The 15261-nt window shown below is 68.8% G+C and carries 15 protein-coding genes; 5 read left to right on the top strand and 10 right to left on the bottom strand.

Translation table 11 applies throughout. The features are described 5' to 3' along the window. A partial coding sequence (locus AC2YHJ_RS27510; protein ID WP_487399387.1) for a D-alanyl-D-alanine carboxypeptidase family protein occupies positions 1–922 on the bottom strand: 922 nt, incomplete at its 3' end. Between the two features lie 395 nt (positions 923–1317). On the opposite strand from AC2YHJ_RS27510, the gene AC2YHJ_RS27505 reads away from it, so the two are divergent. The 5 genes from AC2YHJ_RS27505 (at position 1318) to AC2YHJ_RS27485 (ending at position 6056) form a co-directional block, all read left to right on the top strand. Further along, positions 1318–1815, top strand: a complete 498-nt coding sequence (locus AC2YHJ_RS27505; protein WP_487399386.1) for a phasin family protein — start codon at positions 1318–1320, stop codon at positions 1813–1815. 308 nt (positions 1816–2123) lie between these two features. After that, positions 2124–2465, top strand: coding sequence for an ATP-dependent Clp protease adapter ClpS (gene clpS, locus AC2YHJ_RS27500; protein WP_188970123.1), 342 nt, complete (start codon positions 2124–2126; stop codon positions 2463–2465). Positions 2466–2589: 124 nt separating this feature from the next. After that, positions 2590–4944, top strand: coding sequence for an ATP-dependent Clp protease ATP-binding subunit ClpA (clpA, locus tag AC2YHJ_RS27495; protein ID WP_487399385.1), 2355 nt, complete (start codon positions 2590–2592; stop codon positions 4942–4944). Between the two features lie 111 nt (positions 4945–5055). Further along, the gene (gene pncA / locus AC2YHJ_RS27490) at positions 5056–5679 is read left to right on the top strand and encodes a bifunctional nicotinamidase/pyrazinamidase (RefSeq protein WP_487399384.1); all 624 of its coding nucleotides are present in this window, start codon (positions 5056–5058) and stop codon (positions 5677–5679) included. A gap of 47 nt (positions 5680–5726) precedes the next feature. Then, the gene (locus AC2YHJ_RS27485) at positions 5727–6056 is read left to right on the top strand and encodes a carboxymuconolactone decarboxylase family protein (protein ID WP_487399389.1); all 330 of its coding nucleotides are present in this window, start codon (positions 5727–5729) and stop codon (positions 6054–6056) included. A 50-nt stretch (positions 6057–6106) separates the two neighbouring features. Here AC2YHJ_RS27485 and AC2YHJ_RS27480 read toward each other — a convergent pair whose 3' ends face one another. From AC2YHJ_RS27480 to AC2YHJ_RS27440, 9 genes are all read right to left on the bottom strand, one after another. Continuing rightward, the gene (locus AC2YHJ_RS27480; protein ID WP_487399383.1) at positions 6107–6988 is read right to left on the bottom strand and encodes a polyphosphate kinase 2 family protein; all 882 of its coding nucleotides are present in this window, start codon (positions 6986–6988) and stop codon (positions 6107–6109) included. Continuing rightward, positions 6985–8223, bottom strand: a complete 1239-nt coding sequence (locus AC2YHJ_RS27475; RefSeq protein ID WP_487399382.1) for an MFS transporter — start codon at positions 8221–8223, stop codon at positions 6985–6987. Before AC2YHJ_RS27475 ends, AC2YHJ_RS27480 begins: the two co-directional genes overlap by 4 nt. Then, entirely contained in the window at positions 8223–9092 is an 870-nt protein-coding gene (locus AC2YHJ_RS27470) for an endonuclease/exonuclease/phosphatase family protein (RefSeq protein WP_487399381.1), read from the bottom strand. Before AC2YHJ_RS27470 ends, AC2YHJ_RS27475 begins: the two co-directional genes overlap by 1 nt. Positions 9093–9100: 8 nt before the next feature. Then, a complete protein-coding gene (locus AC2YHJ_RS27465) occupies positions 9101–11107 on the bottom strand; it encodes a DNA/RNA helicase domain-containing protein (protein ID WP_487399380.1) in 2007 nt (668 codons plus the stop codon). Further along, complete coding sequence (locus tag AC2YHJ_RS27460; RefSeq protein WP_487399379.1) at positions 11104–11982, bottom strand: DMT family transporter; 879 nt, start codon at positions 11980–11982, stop codon at positions 11104–11106. Before AC2YHJ_RS27460 ends, AC2YHJ_RS27465 begins: the two co-directional genes overlap by 4 nt. Positions 11983–12027: 45 nt before the next feature. After that, a complete protein-coding gene (locus tag AC2YHJ_RS27455) occupies positions 12028–13191 on the bottom strand; it encodes a GNAT family N-acetyltransferase (RefSeq protein WP_487399388.1) in 1164 nt (387 codons plus the stop codon). 279 nt (positions 13192–13470) lie between these two features. Further along, positions 13471–13719 (bottom strand): hypothetical protein, encoded by a 249-nt coding sequence (locus AC2YHJ_RS27450; RefSeq protein WP_487399378.1) that lies wholly within the window; start codon positions 13717–13719, stop codon positions 13471–13473. A 533-nt stretch (positions 13720–14252) separates the two neighbouring features. Next, positions 14253–14717 (bottom strand): RidA family protein, encoded by a 465-nt coding sequence (locus AC2YHJ_RS27445; RefSeq protein ID WP_487399377.1) that lies wholly within the window; start codon positions 14715–14717, stop codon positions 14253–14255. A gap of 112 nt (positions 14718–14829) precedes the next feature. Next, positions 14830–15261, bottom strand: a 432-nt coding sequence (locus AC2YHJ_RS27440; RefSeq protein WP_487399376.1) for a TSCPD domain-containing protein, incomplete at its 5' end; no start/stop codon positions are given.

Here is a 15261-nt window from a genome sequence, read left to right as displayed (position 1 = left end):
GCCTGGTGCCGAAGCGCGAAACTGTGGCGGCCCGGGTCGCCGCCGCGCGGCGATCCGGAACCCGTGTCGCCGCGCGGGCCGATCCGACAACGCCACCGGCCGCGGCGGCCATCAGCCCCGAAGGCGGGCGGGCGGCCACGCCGACCTGCGCGAAGCCCTGGTCGAGCAGCGCGCCCATGTGCCGGTCGCGCTCGACCCAGGAGGAACCGCCCATGGTGACGCCGACCAGCCGCACCCCGTCGCGCATCGCCGAGGTGACGATGTTGAAGCCGGAGTCGCGGATGAAGCCGGTCTTGATGCCGTCCGCGCCGTCATAGTCGCCGAGCATGCGGTTGTGGTTGCGGATCAACTGCCGCCCCCAGGAGAAGTGCACGGTGCTGAAATACCGGTAGCGGTCGGGGAAGTCGCGGACCAGCCGAAGCCCCAGCGTCGCCATGTCCCGCGCCGTGGTGACGTTGTCGGGGTCCGGCAGGCCGGAAGCGTTGCGGAAGGTGGTGCGCGTCATGCCGATGGCACGCGCGCGCATGGTCATCAGCTGGCCGAAGCGCTCCTCGCTGCCGGCCAGGTGCTCGCCGACCGCAGACGCGACGTCGTTGGCGCTCTTGGTGACCAGGGCGAGGATCGCCTGTTCGGCGGTCAGCGTCATGCCCGGCGGCAGGCCGAGCTTCGAAGGCGGGCGGGAGGCGGCCTCCTCGCTCATGCGGATCGGCGTGCTGAGCTGCACCCGGCCGTCCCTCAGGGCCTCGAAAAGCATGTAGAGCGTCATCATCTTGGTGAGCGAGGCGGGGTAGCGCTGCTCATCCGCATTGGCGGCGATGAGGACGTTGCCGTTGCGGGCATCGAGCACGATCGCCGCGTAGCGGTCGCTGCCGATCTGCGCCGCGGCCGGACCGGCCGTGAGCCAAAGGGCAAAGCCAGCCACCAGGGCCGCCAGGCCGCGCCACGGGGCAGGTTTCCGGCGCGACCGGGCGCTTGATGACGTCATTCGGAATCCCCCTGGGTCCGGCGCGCACGGGTCGCGGCGGGTGACAACGCGCGCAGGATAGTCAGCGCGTGCCCCATCGTCCACTTCAAATCACAAGGAGTTCGTTTCCGGGCAAAGGCTTACCCAATCTTCTTGCGGGGCGCCGTTACCACCCCGTCCCGTTACCCCTCGATTTCATTTTTGTGCACTGCAAAAAACTCTTGCGTATCGAGTGGCACGCCGCCTAAACGATCATCATGTTGCAGCGCAGCAAGACGACCCGGAATGCCGGGTCAAACCGGCAGAACGGGGCCATCACGGTTCCGGCGACCGATCTCGAAGGGAACAGTGACATGGCCGATACCAAGGCTGACGTGAAGAAGATTGCCGCCGAGGGTGCCGCCCAGGCGCAGAAGATCGTGACCGAAGGCGCGGCGAATGCCCGCGTGGCGATGGAGAAGGGTATGGAACAGATGACGAAGGGCGCCGAGGGCTTCATGAAGGCCGCCGAGGAAGCGACCGAGTTCGGCCGCGGCAATGTGGAGGCCTTCACCAAGGCCGCGCAGACCTGGGCGACCGGCACGCAGGACCTCGCCCGCCAGGCGATGGCGCTGGCCCAGGGCCTGACCGACCAGACCCTCGAGGGTGCCAAGGCGCTCGCCGCGGTGAAGAGCCTCAACGAGGCCGCGGAGATCCAGACGAAGTTCGCCAAAGCCGCGCTCGAGAAGGCCGTCGCCGAGTCCGCGAAGTTCCAGGAAGCCGTCTTCAAGCTGGCCGAGCAGGCCTCCGCGCCGATCAGCGCCCGCGTGACGGTCGCCATGGAGAAGCTGGCGAAGCCGCTCGCGGCCTGAGCCAACGGGACTAGGCCGCCCCCGCCCGAACTTCCCCCTCCCCTCCCTGGGCGGGGCGGCCACACGAAGGGCCCGGCATCCGGCCCCATCCCGCTCCGGCGGGTGGGGTGGGATCCGGGCCCTTCCGCGTTTCGGGGGTTGCATGCCATCAGGGTCGATCGCGCCCTTCGTGGTGCGTCGCCACCATGCGGCGGACAATCTGCGGCGCCGGTGCGGTCGGGCCTTCACCTCCCGCCGCACGGTCCGATATCCTGGCATGCGGCGGGGGGCCGTTGCCGAAACCGCCTAGGGAAACCACTTCTGCAGCCATGAGCGATCCGGACAAGCGTACGGGCAACGGGCAAGGCAATGACGGGTCGCAGACCGGCGTCGTCGTCAAGGCACGCCCGCGCACCAAAAAGCCCGCCATGTACAAGGTGCTGATGCTGAACGACGACTACACGCCGATGGAATTCGTCGTGCATGTCCTCGAGCGCTTCTTCCAGAAGAACCGGGAGGAGGCGACGCGTATCATGCTGCATGTGCATCGTCGCGGCGTCGGCGTCTGCGGTGTCTTCACCTATGAGGTCGCGGAGACCAAGGTGACCCAGGTGATGGACCTTGCACGCCAGAACCAGCATCCTTTGCAGTGCACGATCGAGAAGGAATAGCGTTCGAAGGATCAGGGAAAGGGGTCGCAGAACCCCGGGGAGAAGCCCACATCACGACTGGATACCCGGTGCGGCACGGACCTCGAGGAGGCCGGCGCACCATCGACAGGGGAGCGTCACTGACATGCTGTCCCGCAACCTAGAGCAGACGCTCCACCGGGCATTGGCGCTGGCCAGTGAACGGCGACACGAATACGCCACCCTCGAACACCTGCTGCTTGCGCTGGGAGACGACCAGGACGCGGCCACGGTGCTGCGCGCCTGCGGCGTCGATCTCGACCGGCTGAAGCGCGACCTGACCGAATTCCTCGACAAGGACCTGGCCGGGCTGGTGACCGAGCGCGGCGGCGATCCGAAACCCACCGCCGGCTTCCAGCGCGTGGTCCAGCGCGCCGCGATCCATGTGCAATCCTCCGGCCGCGACGAGGTCACCGGCGCCAATGTGCTGGTAGCCCTGTTCAGCGAGCGAGAATCGCACGCCGTCTACTTCCTGCAGTTGCAGGACATGACGCGGCTGGACGCGGTGAACTTCATCAGCCACGGCATCGCCAAGGCGCCCGGCCGGTCGCAACCGCGCCCGGTTCAGGGGTCGTCCAACGCGAACAACCCGTCCTCGGAGGAGAATCCGGAGAAGGAGGAGAAGCCGCGCGGCGGCCGTGGCCAGGACGCGCTGTCCAACTACTGCGTCAACCTCAACAAGAAGGCGCAGGCCGGCAAGATCGACCCGCTGATCGGCCGCGACTCGGAGATCGAGCGCACCATCCAGATCCTCTGCCGGCGCACGAAGAACAACCCGCTCTATGTGGGTGATCCCGGCGTCGGCAAGACGGCGATCGCCGAGGGCCTGGCCAAGCGCATCGTCGAGGGCGACGTGCCCGAGGTGCTGCTGAAGTCCACCATCTTCGCGCTCGACATGGGCTCGCTGCTGGCCGGCACGCGCTATCGCGGCGACTTCGAGGAAAGGCTGAAGGCCGTCGTCCAGGAACTGGAGAACCAGGCCGGTTCCATCCTGTTCATCGACGAGATCCACACGGTGATCGGCGCGGGTGCGACGAGCGGCGGCGCGATGGATGCGTCGAACCTGCTGAAGCCCGCCCTCGCTCAGGGCACGCTGCGCTGCATCGGTTCGACCACCTACAAGGAATACCGCAACTACTTCGAGAAGGACCGCGCCCTGGTCCGCCGCTTCCAGAAGATCGACGTCAATGAACCGACGGTCGAGGATTCGGTGAAGATCCTGCAGGGCCTCAAGACCAACTACGAGAAGCACCACAAGGTCCGCTACACGCCCGAAGCGATCCGCGCCGCCGTGGAGCTCTCGGCCAAGTACATCCACGACCGCAAGCTGCCGGACAAGGCGATCGACGTGATCGACGAGGTCGGCGCATCGCGGATGCTGCTGCCCGAGAACAAACGGCGGAAGACGGTCACGCTTAAGGATGTCGAGGACATCGTCGCCAAGATCGCGCGCATCCCGCCGAAATCGGTCTCGACCGACGATCGCGAGCAGCTGCGCAATCTCGAACGCGACCTCAAGGCCATGGTCTTCGGCCAGGACAAGGCGATCGAGGCACTGTCCGCAGCGATCAAGCTGTCCCGTGCCGGGCTGCGCGACGCGGAGAAGCCGATCGGCAACTACCTGTTCTCCGGCCCGACCGGCGTCGGCAAGACCGAGGTCGCCAAGCAACTGGCCAAGACCCTCGGCATCGAGCTGATCCGCTTCGACATGTCGGAATACATGGAGCGGCATTCTGTCTCCCGCCTGATCGGCGCGCCGCCGGGCTATGTCGGCTTCGACCAGGGCGGGCTGCTGACCGATGCCATCGACCAGCATCCGCATGCCGTGCTGCTGCTCGATGAGATCGAGAAGGCGCACCAGGATCTCTATAACATCCTGCTGCAGGTGATGGACCACGGGAAGCTGACCGACCACAACGGCAAGACCGTGGATTTCCGCAACGTCATCCTGATCATGACGACGAATGCGGGTGCAGCCGACATGGCCAAGCCGACCATCGGCTTCGAGCGCGAAACGCGGATCGGCGAGGATGAGGAGGCGATCAAGCGCCTGTTCACCCCGGAGTTCCGCAACCGGCTCGATGCTGTCGTTGGCTTCGCGGCCCTGACGCCGGAGATCGTCGGCCGCGTGGTCGAGAAGTTCGTCATGCAGCTTGAGGCACAGCTCGCCGACCGCAACGTGACGATCGAACTCTCCTCGGCCGCGAAGGAATGGCTGGCGGAACGCGGCTACGAACCGCTGTATGGCGCCCGGCCGCTCGCGCGCGTCATCCAGGAATTCGTGAAGAAGCCGCTCGCGGAGGAGCTGCTGTTCGGCAAGCTCGCCAAGGGCGGGGCAGTGAAGGTCGGGCTCAAGGACGGGGCGCTGACCTTCGACATGGTGGAAGCGGCGCCGCCCGCCCTGCCCAAGCCGGAAGAAGGCGAAGGCGATGCGGAACGCGAGCCCGAGCAGGTCGAGTAGCGCGTACGGAACCGGAGGGGCGCCGCCCCTCCGGACCTCCCCGCCAAAGGCCGGCGGGCCTTTTGAATGCGGAGTATTGGCGCTGGGCATCGAGGGGGCTTCAATACCCTGATGAGCGAGCCCGCCCTCCTCGTCGTTGATGTTCAGTGCGATTTCTGTCCCGGCGGCGCGCTCGCCGTGCCCGATGGGCATGAGGTCGTGCCGCTGATCAACGCGCTCGCGCGGCGGTACGGCCAGGTGGTGCTGACGCAGGATTGGCACCCGGCGGATCACGCCTCCTTCGCCTCCCAGCACGAAGGGCAGGAGCCCTTCCAGATGAAGGACATGCATTACGGCCCACAGGTGCTGTGGCCCGACCACTGCATCCAGGGGGCCCATGGCGCCCGCCTGCATCCGGAACTCGACGTGCCGCATGCGCAACTCATCCTGCGCAAGGGCATCCATCGTGGCGTCGATTCCTACTCCGCCTTCCTTGAGGCCGATCGGGTGACGCGCACGGGCCTCGATGGCTGGCTCACCTCGCGCGGCATCACGGCGGTGCACATCTGTGGTCTCGCGACGGATTTCTGCGTCGCCTGGACGGCACTCGATGCGCGGCGCTTCGGCTTCGAGGCGACCGTCATCGAGGATGCCTGCCGCGCCATCGACCTCAACGGCAGCCTGGCGAAGGCCTGGGATGCGATGGAGGCCGCGGGGGTGCAGCGCGCACGGGTCGCGGATATCCTTCCCGCCTGACGGCGCGATCCCGCGCCGCACAGTCAGGGGACGCCGGCATGAGCGCGATCAAGGATTGGAAGGGTTACTCCGCGGGGCTGCGGGAACGCGGCAAGGAACTCGGCCAGTTGCACCCGGAGATCGTGAAGGGCTTCGTCGCGCTGAACAACGGCGCGGCGCAGACCAAGCACCTCGATGCCAAGACTCGGGAACTGATTTCGATCGCAGTCGCCATCACGACGAAATGCGAAGGCTGCATGGACGCGCATGTGCGTAAGGCACAAGCGGCAGGCGCGACGAAGGAGGAAATCGCCGAGGCGCTCGGCGTCGCCATCGCGCTGAATGCGGGCGCGGCGTTCACCTATGCGCTGCATGCGCTGGACCGCGCGAACGAATAGGTCCTGAGCACGTTCATGCCGTGGCCTTCCTTCGGCCACGGCATGGGCTTTCAGACCAGCGCCTTCCGCGCCACTTCCAACCCTGCCCGCTCCGCCTTCGTCACCCGCGGATAATGCAGGTCGAGCCCTTCCAGCGCATGCACGATCGCCGCCACCACCGCGAGGCGCGTGAACCACTTGTTGTCCGCCGGCACCACGAACCACGGCGCATGCGCCGCCGCCGTGCCGCGGATCGCCGCCTCATAGGCCTCCATGTAGGCATCCCAATGTCCGCGCTCCGCCACGTCGTTGGCGGAGAACTTCCAGTTCTTCTCGGGTTCCTCGATGCGCGACAGGAAGCGGCGCTTCTGCTCCCCCTTGCTGACATTGAGGAAGAACTTCAGCACCACCGTGCCCTGACGGGCCAGGTAACGTTCATAGGCGGCGATATCCTCGAGCCGTTCGTCCCAGATGCGCTTGCCGACCAGGCGTGACGGCAGTTTCTGGCCGGCGAGGAACTCTGGGTGCACGCGCACCACCAGCACTTCCTCGTACCAGCTGCGATTGTGGATGCCGATGCGCCCGCGTTCGGGCAAGGCCGTGGAATGCCGCCACAGGAAGTCATGGTCCAGGTCGAGGACCGTGGGTGCCTTGAAGGAATGCACCTGGCAACCCTGCGGATTGACGCCCGAGAAGACGTGCTTGATCGCGCCATCCTTCCCGGCCGCGTCCATCGCCTGGAAGATGCACAGCACCGACCAGCGATCCTGCGCATAGAGCATGTCCTGCAGACGGGCGAGTTGCTCGACACCCTGCTGCAGCAGCTCGCCGGCGTGGTCCTTCTGGACGTCGAGCCCCGCGGTGTCGCCGGGATCGAGGTCCTTGAGCCGGAAACCCTTGCCCGATGTGACGCGGTAGCGGTCCAGGATCTTCTCGACGCGCTTGCTGATCATGCGGCCTTCCCCCTTGGTGCCACCACGATCCACAGAGCGGCCAGTGCCTGCAACAGGAACGTCACTGTCAGCGCCACGGCATAGCCCGCCGGGTTCCAACCGCCGCCGCTCATGCGGGGCCAAAGGTCCAGGATCGCCCCGATCCCGGTCTGCAGCGCGAAGACCAGCACCAGCATGGCGAAGTTGATCGCGGTGGCGACGCGGCCCTGCAATTCCGGCGGAAAGCCCTGCCCCATCGCGGCATAGCCCGCCACGCCCACTGACCCGCAGAAGGAAAACGCGAACCACGTCATCGCCACCGGCCAGAAGCCGGATGGCGTGGCGGCCACCAGCACCGCCTGCGCCGCCAGCACGCCCGCGATGCCGATATAGGGCACGAACATCGGCGACAGGCCGCGCCCCTGCGCGAAGGACGCCGCCTGCCCGGTCGCCAGGCTGCCGGTCACGAGACCGAGGGCATAGATCAGCAGCGCGGCCGCGCGTGGCCCATCCGCCAACCCGCCGACGTCGCGCAGCCACGGCCCCGCCCACAGCCCCTGGAAGGTGAAGTTCAGCGCGGAGAGCACCATCACCGACGGCAGGAACCTCAGGAAGCCGCGGTCGCGAAAGATGCGGCCGAACTCGCCGATCTCATGCACCAGGCTGCGCCGCTGCGGCACCACCGCGCCGGGCGGCCGGTCGGGCACCGCCAGCCTGATCCAGACAGAGGCTGCCACCGACAGCGCAGCCAGCAGCACGAAGATGCCGCGCCAGCCAAGCACCGGCAGCACCCATTGCACCGGCACGGTCGCCGATACCCCGCCCATGCCGGCGAGGAACAGCCCGGCCCCCGTCACCGCAGCGACGCGGTGCTTGGGGTACCATTGCGTGTTCGCCTTCAGCATCGCCATCAGCCCCGCGCCAAGGCCAAGGCCGCAGATGATCCGCCCCACCGCCAGCGCCCAGACATCCGGCGCCGCCGCGCTGGCCAGGAAGCCTGCGGCGGAGACCAGCGCGAGCGCGCTTTGCACCTTGCGCGGTCCATGCAGGTCGAGTGCGACGCCGATCGGCAGTTGCGCCACTGCGTAGGCGCCGAAGAAGCAGGCCGCGAGCAGGCCGAGTTCGGAGGCCGAGAGCCCGAACTCGATGGCGAGCAGCGGTCCGATCGTCGCGACCAGCGCACGGTTGCCCTGGTTCAGGAAGTTGATCGCCGCCAGTGGCAGCGTGATGCGGGCGAAGCCCGGCGTGCCGGCCATCAGCGCGGATCGACCCGCACGCTGACCGGGCAATGGTCGGAGATCCGCTCGCGGATGACGGGATCGCGTTCGGCATAGACCATGACGCGGAAGCTGTCGCGCACCACCCAGTCCCGCGCCGCGCCACCGAGGAGGATGTGGTCAATGAAGGGCCGCGCCTGGCCGTCGCGCCCGCCGCAGGGGTTGGAGAAGCCCTGCGTCGCGCGCGTCAGCGGTGCGGCTTCGGTGAGCACCGCGAGGAATTCGTCGTTGCGTTCCATGCGCCGGTTGAAGTCCCCGAGGATGGCGAAGGCCATGCCCTCGCGCTGGCGCTCGGCGATCCAGTCGCGCAGGATCGCCGCCTGGCGCCCGAGATTCTGGCAGTCGCGCGAATCCGGCTGCCGCACCGAATCCCGCGCGCAGCCGCCATCGAGATGTACGGACAGCAGCCGGAGCGGCGGCCCCTCCCCATCCCGCACGGTGATGTCGGCACCGCGGCGCAGCGACCGCCGCGCATTGGGCACCAGGTCGAGCGCCGCGAGGTCCGGATTGCGCGTGACGTTCAGCCCCCGCCGCCAGGCGAAACCGGCGCGCTGCACGTCGGTCTCGGCCGGGAAGTGGAACTCGTAGCGCGTGGCATCAAAGACGCGCGCCGCTGCAAGCGGGCCATCGACTTCCTGCAATGCGACAACATCGGCAGCCAGGCGGTCCGCGTAGACGCGCAGCCGCGCGTAGTCCTCATTCGTGCGTGGCCGGACCGAGGCCGGCACATCGGGATGTCCCGCCGGCTTGGTGGTCAGCCAGGCGATGTTCCAGGTCGCAATCTTCAGTTCTCCCGCCGCGGCAGGCAGGGCGCAGAGGCTCAGCAGGGCGATCAGAAATCGGCGCATGGACGCCTTCATAGCAGCGTCGCAGCCGCCGCGCGCGTGGGGGCGGCTGGCGCGTGCTCCAGCGGTCGGGCGCCGCAGGCCAGCAGGTAATCGGCGATCTCATCCATCTCAGCCGCGTCGCGCGTCGCGTCGTGGAAGGGGTCGCCGGCCGCACTGCCGCGCGGGACCCAGATCACCGTCTCGTAGCGCGCCCGCGTCAGCAGTACGCGATAGGTGTTGAGGATGAAGCGGCGTTCCTCCGCGCTGCGCACCCGGAACCAGCGGTCGCCGGCGAAGCGGCGCGGCCGCCAGCCCTCGGCGTCGCGCACCAGGTCGCCACCCCAGGCGAGGCCCACCACATCCAGTTCCAGCCCCTGGCAGTCGTATTCCGTCGCGAAGGTCTCGAGCGCCTCGGAGGAGCGGATGTCCGGCCAGCGATTGAGGAACCAGTCGGCGACCTCGGGCACCTGCACGCCGAGGCCGTCCGCGCGCAGGCGTCGCGCCCCGGCGGCCGCGACCAACCCGGCGCGGCGCAACCCACGGCCGAGCATCCGCAACCCGGCGCGTGTCTCGTCGAGACCCCGCGCCACCAGGAAGGGCACGCCGCCGGCTGCCGCCGCGATCGCCGATGCCTCCGCCGCCTCGCCGCGCAGCACCGCATCCACCCAGGGGCTGCCGGCGGCTTCCCGCACGCTGCGCATCGGCACGGTCAGGTCGAGATCATCATCGAAGGACAACCAGTGGCGAGGACCATCGGCGAGACGCTGGGCCGGATCGGCCGCCATGGTCGCGCGCTCCGCCGCGACGGCGCGCCAGCGCGGATCGGCCGCGATGACGCGGCCCCATTCCGCGAGACCGGCCTCGCCCGTATTGATCTCCTGCCCGCCGCCGATCAGGGCGACGATGACCGACCATCCGTCGTGCCGGCCCATGATCTCCAGCGCGTGGCCGGGCTCGCTCATGGTCAGGCGGCTGACGCGGCGCTGCGTATCGCGGGTGGCCTGCGCGGCATCCCAGGCGCGCTGCGCCTCATCGAAGACAATGACGCGCGCCTCGGGGATGTGGTGCGGGTGGACGACGTACTGCTCGAGGAAGCGATGCACGTTCTGCAGCGCCGTCTGCGCCTGCCGCCGAGCGGCCTGCAGCGTGCGGCCGCCGGTCGGCGCGGCGTCGCGGGCCAGCGCCTCGCGCAGCACCGTCACCAGCGGGACATTGCCGGACAGGAAGGCCGCGCCATGCGAACGCAGCGCGCCGAACACCACGTTCAACCCGCACAGCGTCTTGCCGGCGCCAGGGATGCCGGTGACGAAGACGACGAGATGCGCGCGCTCGGCCTGCGCCCTCCCGATCGCGCGGGCGATGGCCTCGGCGGTGCGTGTCAGGTTTGGTGCATCAGCGCGTGCGGCGGCGATCTCGGCAACCGAATTGCGGCGATAGAGCAATGTCGCCGCTTCCAGCACCGTCGGCACCGGACGGTATTGCGCGCGCTCCCACGCCGCCGCGTCCAGCGGCCTTGTGGGCACGCCAACGCCCGCCTGCACGGCCGCGACCAACGCGCCGATCTGCGCCGCATTGCTGCACAGCACCGGCGTCACGCCATGCCAGATCAGCAGCGGATCGAAGCGCGCCGGCGCGGCATCGGTGGCGACCAGCACCGGCACCACTGGATGGGCGCGGCTGCCGGCGTGGAAATCATGCAGGTCGAGCGCGTAATCCTCCGCCTGCCGCAGATCCTTCGGTTCGAAGGCGCGCGCGCCGTGCTTGAATTCCAGAACCAGGATCGCGCGATCGGTGACGATCACAACGTCCGCACGCTTCTCCAGCCGCAGCAGGTCGCATTCGAACAGCACGCGCCAGGACGGGTCGGCGCCACGCAGCGCGACATGCAGCAGCGCGGCCTCGGCTTCCCACGCATGGCGCTGCGCCAGTTCCAGCGTGGCGTGGCGCGACGCCTGGGCATAGGCCAGCCGTGCCGCGACATCGCGCGCCGACAGCGCCGCGAATTCGGCAACCGAGAGCGACAGCCAGGCCTTCAATGCGTTCCACCCCGCCGTGGCCAGGTCGCCACCGCCACGCTGCCCATCATCAGCAGGAAGCCGGCCGCATGCGTCGCGGTGAAGGCCTCACCCAGCACGCTGACCGCGACCAGCGCCGCCGTGACAGGCAGGAAGCCCGTGAAGATCCCCGCCATGCCCGCCGGCACGCGCTTCAGCCCGGAATACCAAAGCAGCACGCTCAACACGCTTGCCGTCAGTGCATGGAGGATCAGCAGCGCGGCCAGTGACGGCGAGCCCAGCGCGCCGGCGGCGCCGATCTCCGCCAGCGCGAAGGGCGCCAGCGCCAATGCCGAAAAGCCCTGCATGCACAGCGTCGCGGTGATCACCGGCACGCGCCCGGCGATGCGTCGGGCCAGCAGCACATAGGCGGCCTCCCCCAGCACCGCGCCGAACACCAGCAGGTTGCCGGCGACCGAGCCGCCGCCCCCGCCCGCAGCGCGCGCCACGGTGATCGCCGCCATGCCGCAGGCCGCCAGCGCCACCGCCATCCACTGCCGCGCGGGCAACCTCTCCCGCAGCAGCACCGCGCCACCGATCGCGACGACAGCCGGCAGGCTGGCCAGCACCAGGCCACCTTCCAGCGCCGTGGTCAGGCGCAGTCCGGCCAGCAGGCTGGCGTTGTAGATCGCCGTGCCGAACAGCGCCTGCAGCGCGAGATTGCCGAGCACGGCCGGTGGCACCCGCACCGCCCCGTCCAGCCCCCGCGCCAACGGCCACAACACAGCGGTCGCCAGCACGCAGCGCAGGAAGATGATGAGCGAGACGGGCAGCGCCTCCGCCAGCAGCTTCGCAATGACGACATTGGCGCCGGTCAGCACCATCGACAGGGCGAGTTGCAGGTAAGCGAGGCGCACGAGCAGCAGCCTATCGCGGGATGCGGTCGCCTCCTACCTGCCGCGTCAAGCGTCGTCCTCGCGGCGGAATGGCGACAGTGTCGCCAGCATCTCCATCTCCCGCAGCATGGCCGGGCGTTCGCGTTCGAGGAATGCCTGCACCGCGCCCGACAATCCGCGATGCGCGATCCAATGCGCGGAATAGGTCGGGACCGGCAGGTAGCCGCGCTGGATCTTGTGCTCGCCCTGCGCGCCGGCCTCGACGCGGCCGATGCCGTGCGCGATCGCGAAGTCCATGGCCATGTAGTAGCAGAGCTCGAAATGCAGGAAGGGCACGTCCACCGTCGCACCCCAGTTGCGGCCGTAGATCGCGTCGCGCCCCACCAGGTTCAGCGCACCGGCGACCGGCTCGCCATCGCGCTCGGCGATCATCAGCACCACCGCATCGCCCAGCCGTTCGCCGAGCATCGGCCAGAAGCGCTTCGTCAGATACGCGCTGCGCCCCCACTTCTTGTCGGTGGTGCTGCGGTAGAAGCGGTGGAAGGCGTCCCAGTGCCGCTGCGTGATCTGCGTACCGCGCAGGCAGCGCAATGTCAGGCCGGCGGCCTGCACCTCCCGCCTCTCCCGCTTCAGCACCTTGCGCTTGCGCGAGGCCAGCGCGCCGAGGAAATCGTCGAAGCAGCGGTAGCCGGGATTGGTCCAGTGGAACTGGGTGCCGAGGCGTTGCAGCCAGCCGGCCTCCCCCAGCGCCGTCCATTCATCCACCTTGCAGAAGGTGGCATGGACGGAGGATCCCCCCACCGCCTCGCAGCCCTGCACCAGCGCTTGGGCCAGCGCGCCGACCGGCACATCCGCGAAGGGGCGGATCAGCAGGCGCGGCCCCGGTACCGGGCTGAACGGAACGCAGACCTGCAGTTTCGGATAGTAGCTGCCGCCGGCGCGTTCCAGCGCATCGGCCCATGAATGGTCGAAGACGTATTCGCCCTGGGAATGTGACTTGGCGTAGCAGGGCGCGCAGGCAAGTACGGTTCCCGCCTCATCGCGCAGCACCGCATGCTGTGGCAGCCAGCCGCGTTCGGGCGCCGCGCTGCCGCTGTCCTCCAGCACCGAGAGGAAGGCATGGCTGACGAAGGGGTTGTCGCCCCCGGCGCAGGCATCCCAGGCGGCTGCCGGGATCTCGGCGATACGCCGGTGCAGGGAAAGCGAAAGCGGGGCAGGTCCGTCGGCCATCGCCCCCAGTGTCGCGCGACCGCGCCAGGGCGCAAGCCACATGCGCCCTGCCGCGCATGGTCAGCCGCCGTGTGCGTTCGCTTGCCGATCCGAATGCGGTTCGTCGATGCGTGGTGTTGACGTCGTCACCTGGACCGCCGGACGCGCCTGGCGCGCCGGGCGCGGGTCTCGCAACCCGCCTGGAAATGTGCCCGCAGGACCATTCCCGCATTCACGCGCAATCTGGCTGGCCCCAGAGGCCCGTCGTTCCCCCCAGAACGACGGGCCTCCCGCCCCCTGTCAGATCTCGTGCGCCTTGTAGATGCTGATGGCGCCGAGCAGCGTCGTGATGGCGCCGCAGGCGAACATGAAGATGGCGATCGTTTCCGGTTCCACCGCCGGCAGGCCGGCAGGCAGCGCGATCAGCCGCGCCGTCGTGCCGAAGCCGACATAGGCGCCGCCCGCCGCGGCGCCGAGCCCGATCATCAGCGCAACCAAGCCGAGCGCCATGGCCCAGCGCCCTTCCGGCGACAGTGCACTGTTCTGCACGAGCGGGTGGCCCCGATGCCCCCGTAACCCGATATCCGACATGCCCAATCCCCCTTGTACAATCCTGAGTATATATCACCATATCGTGAGCATCGTTTGCAATCCTTTAACGAGAATTCTCAGGGCAATGTTGCAACCCGGCAACAGCGCAAACCGGTCTCGCGCAACCGAATTCCTGATCAAGCGCCTGAGCGTGCACGAAAATTCCTGAGACAATGCACGTGGAAAGAGAGCATCTGAGCGGCGGAACCCTGCCTGGCGAATGCCATCCGCGAAGCATTGGCGCCCACGCAAAGACACCTGATGGGCTCGGACGGCGCGTCAGGACGCGGCGGCGCGGCTTCCGTGAGGCATCACGCTGCTTGAGCAACCCGCCCGAAAAACGCCGCGGGCGCTTGGCGCCGCAGCCTCCCCGGCCGGAACGCGGACACCGCCGGATCGGATCGGCGCCCCCCTGGCGCGGCGGCGGGTACGCGCAAAGCACCGCCTTCCCGAACGGTCGCCGGGACAGCGCCCGGCGACCAGGAGTTGTATCAGCCGAGTTCGAACATTCCCTCGACCTCGACCGCCGCGTCGGCTGGCAGCGACGGCACGCCGATCGTCGAACGCGCATGCCGCCCGGCATCGCCGAACACCTCAACGGCGAGGTCCGAAGCGCCGTTCATCACCGCCGCATGCTGCGTGAAGCTCGCCGGTGAGGCGATGAAGCCGCCGAGCCGCAGCACCCGCTTCACCCGGTCGAGATCCCCCGCCGCCGCCTTCACCTGCGCGAGCAGATTGATGAAGCACAACCGCGCCGCCGCCTTGCCGTCATCGAGGCTGACCTCGACGCTGACCTTTCCGGCATACGCAACCGTGCCATCGCGCAGCGGGATCTGGCCGGACACGACCAGCAACGAGCCGGCCAGGGTGAAGGGCACGTAGTTGGCGATCGGGACTGCCGGAGTCGGCAGGGCAATGCCGAGTTCCGCGAGCCGCTGTTCGATGCGTCCGGCCATGGATCAGTCGTCCTTCATGTCATCTGGGCGGGCTCCGCGCCCGCGCCCCAGAATGCGCCATCCGCGACGCCATGAAAGCCCCGCGCCAGCCCGCCGAACGGGCGGGCTGGCGTCAGGCGGCGTGGCGCAGCGCTCGGCCGCGCCGCGGCGCCGGCTGTGCCGGGAGGTCGAGCGGCAGCAGCGGCAGCTGCGTCGCCAGCGCAGGCGCCGGCACCTCCTCCTCTGCCGGATCAGGTAGGTCGGCGCGGCCGAGATAGTCCAGCGCCAGCCGGCGGAACGCCCAGTCCAGCACCGAGGTGGCGCGATGGATCGCCGCGTCACCTTCGACCGCCCCACCCGCGCCGGGCGCATAGGCATAGGCATCGACGAAGGCGTCGAGCGGCACACCGGCGCCGAGGCCCAGCGAAACCGCCTGGGCAAGGCCCTCAAGCAGGGCGCGGGTCGCGGCACTCTCACGCGGCAGGCTGAATGAGATTTCGCGCAGCTGGCCGCGATCATCCTCGGCCGCGCGCAGCGCGACTCGGGCGCCGCCGATGGTCACGCG

Source organism: Roseomonas sp. SRI_022 (genome assembly GCF_057586215.1).
The sequence above is the reverse complement of the archived record's forward strand: the minus strand, read 5'-3'. Positions and strand labels throughout refer to the sequence as shown.

Excerpts from the sequence above, each read along its gene's own strand:
- AC2YHJ_RS27445 (WP_487399377.1), bottom strand. The coding sequence starts at position 14,717 with ATGGCCGGACGCATCGAACAGCGGCTCGCGGAACTCGGCATTGCCCTG.
- clpA (WP_487399385.1), top strand. The coding sequence starts at position 2,590 with ATGCTGTCCCGCAACCTAGAGCAGACGCTCCACCGGGCATTGGCGCTG.
- AC2YHJ_RS27480 (WP_487399383.1), bottom strand. The coding sequence starts at position 6,988 with ATGATCAGCAAGCGCGTCGAGAAGATCCTGGACCGCTACCGCGTCACA.
- clpS (WP_188970123.1), top strand. The coding sequence starts at position 2,124 with ATGAGCGATCCGGACAAGCGTACGGGCAACGGGCAAGGCAATGACGGG.
- AC2YHJ_RS27475 (WP_487399382.1), bottom strand. The coding sequence starts at position 8,223 with ATGGCCGGCACGCCGGGCTTCGCCCGCATCACGCTGCCACTGGCGGCG.
- AC2YHJ_RS27455 (WP_487399388.1), bottom strand. The coding sequence starts at position 13,191 with ATGGCCGACGGACCTGCCCCGCTTTCGCTTTCCCTGCACCGGCGTATC.
- pncA (WP_487399384.1), top strand. The coding sequence starts at position 5,056 with ATGAGCGAGCCCGCCCTCCTCGTCGTTGATGTTCAGTGCGATTTCTGT.
- AC2YHJ_RS27470 (WP_487399381.1), bottom strand. The coding sequence starts at position 9,092 with ATGCGCCGATTTCTGATCGCCCTGCTGAGCCTCTGCGCCCTGCCTGCC.
- AC2YHJ_RS27505 (WP_487399386.1), top strand. The coding sequence starts at position 1,318 with ATGGCCGATACCAAGGCTGACGTGAAGAAGATTGCCGCCGAGGGTGCC.